Origin of the sequence: Mesorhizobium sp. M1E.F.Ca.ET.041.01.1.1 (assembly GCF_003997355.1) — a bacterium.
Lineage (GTDB): Bacteria > Pseudomonadota > Alphaproteobacteria > Rhizobiales > Rhizobiaceae > Mesorhizobium.
Genome location: NZ_RZSL01000880.1, coordinates 1 through 1,867, shown reverse-complemented (window position 1 = coordinate 1,867; position 1,867 = coordinate 1). Strand labels below are relative to the sequence as shown.

Below are 1,867 nucleotides of genomic sequence, written 5' to 3'. Positions count from 1 at the left end.
GAATCAGAAAGTGAGGCGTTTGAATCGCCGTCCCACGCAACCGTGACAAACACCTGATTCTGCTTGGCAATCTCGGCCTTTGCCCTTAGCCTGTAAAGCATCAGCCGGCGCAGGAAATCATCGGCTATGTCGGCCCGGCACTCCAGGCGGAAGCCGATGTCGCCGGCGCGCGAGATGAGGAAATCGAACAGGATCTTGCCTTGCGGCGTCAGCAGCGCGCCAGGCTTGGCCTCGCCGGCGGCCAGTGTATCGAGATCGGTGGTCAGGATGTTCTGCAGGAAATGCTCGGCGTCGGGGCCAGACACGGAAATGAGCGCGCGGTCTTTCAGCAGGGCAAAGGGCATGGGCGGAAGTTGGCCTGATCTTGCAAAAACGATGGTCATTACGTAAGCCGGCCACACTCCCCCCGCAAGAGATTGGACCAGCCATGGCAATCACCTTCGACCTCATCCTGACAGGCGGCACGGTGGTCAACCATGACGGCGAGGGCCGGCGCGATATCGGCGTAAGGGCAGGGCGCATCGCTGCCATAGGCGATCTTGGCCAGGCATCGGCCGGTGAGACGATCGACTGCCGCGGCCTGCATATCCTGCCGGGCGTCGTCGACAGCCAGGTGCATTTCCGCGAGCCGGGGCTGGAGCACAAGGAGGATCTGGAGACGGGTTCGCGCGCGGCGGTGCTGGGCGGCGTCACCGCCGTCTTCGAAATGCCCAACACCAATCCGTTGACCACCAGCGAGGCGACGCTTGCCGACAAGGTGCGGCGCGCCACCGGTCGCATGCATTGCGACTTTGCCTTCTGGGTCGGCGGCACGCGCGACAATGCCGGCGATGTCGGCGAGCTCGAACGGTTGCCGGGAGCGGCCGGCATCAAGGTCTTCATGGGCTCGTCCACCGGCGATCTGCTGGTCGAGGATGACGAAGGCGTCGCCTCGATCCTGAGGAACACGCGCCGTCGCGCCGCTTTCCATTCCGAGGACGAGTTCCGCCTGCGCGAACGGCTTGGGCTGCGTGTCGAGGACGATGCTTCGTCCCACCCGGTCTGGCGCGACGAGATCGCCGCGCTGCGCTGCACCGAGCGCCTAGTGGGCATCGCAAGGCAGGCTCGCGCCCGCATCCATGTGCTGCACATCTCAACAGCGGAAGAAATCATCTTCCTCGAACAGCACAAGGATGTCGCGACCTGCGAGGTGACGCCCCATCACTTGACGCTGACGGCGGACGACTATGCGCGACTGGGCACGCTGATCCAGATGAACCCGCCGGTGCGGGCGGCGCGCCATCGCGACGGCGTCTGGCACGGCATCTCGCAAGGCATTGTCGACGTGCTGGGCTCCGACCATGCGCCGCACACGCTGGCCGAGAAGGCGAAACCCTATCCTGCCTCGCCGTCCGGCATGACCGGCGTGCAGACGCTGGTGCCGATCATGCTCGACCACGTCAACGCGGGCCGGCTCACCTTGCAGCGTTTCGTCGATCTTTCCAGCCATGGCCCGCAACGCATCTTCGGCATGGCGCGGAAGGGCCGCATCGCCGCCGGCTACGATGCCGACTTCACCGTCATCGACCTCAAGCGCCGCGAGACCATCACCAACGCGCAGGCCGGCTCCAAGGCCGGCTGGACGCCCTATGACGGCAGGCAAGTCACCGGCTGGCCGGTTGGCACCGTCGTGCGCGGCACCCGGGTGATGTGGGAGGGTGAGATCGTCACGTCCGGCCAGGGTAGGGCGGTGGAGTTCTCCGAGGCGCTGGCGGCCTAAGGCCTGTGGGGATTGAACGAAGCCGCTAACGCGGCATTTGGCGGATCGGTTTGCGGGTGACGCTTCTGTTTTGAAGGATTGTGGCTGTTGAAGCGCAATCTCGAGAAC

Annotated in this window: 1 protein-coding gene and 1 pseudogene; one reads left to right on the top strand and one right to left on the bottom strand. The window is 64.9% G+C overall.

Features of this window, described 5'->3' with window-relative positions:
- Positions 1-344: pseudogene (locus EOA38_RS35385) on the bottom strand (folate-binding protein); the annotation flags it as partial.
- A gap of 83 nt (positions 345-427) precedes the next feature.
- Between EOA38_RS35385 and EOA38_RS35380 the strand changes: the two are divergent.
- On the top strand, positions 428-1,759 hold the full coding sequence (locus tag EOA38_RS35380) for a dihydroorotase (RefSeq protein ID WP_189350191.1): 1,332 nt from the start codon (positions 428-430) through the stop codon (positions 1,757-1,759).
- Positions 1,760-1,867: the final 108 nt, after the last annotated feature.

Coding starts and splice junctions, on each gene's coding strand:
- EOA38_RS35380 (WP_189350191.1), top strand. CDS start 428: ATGGCAATCACCTTCGACCTCATCCTGACAGGCGGCACGGTGGTCAAC.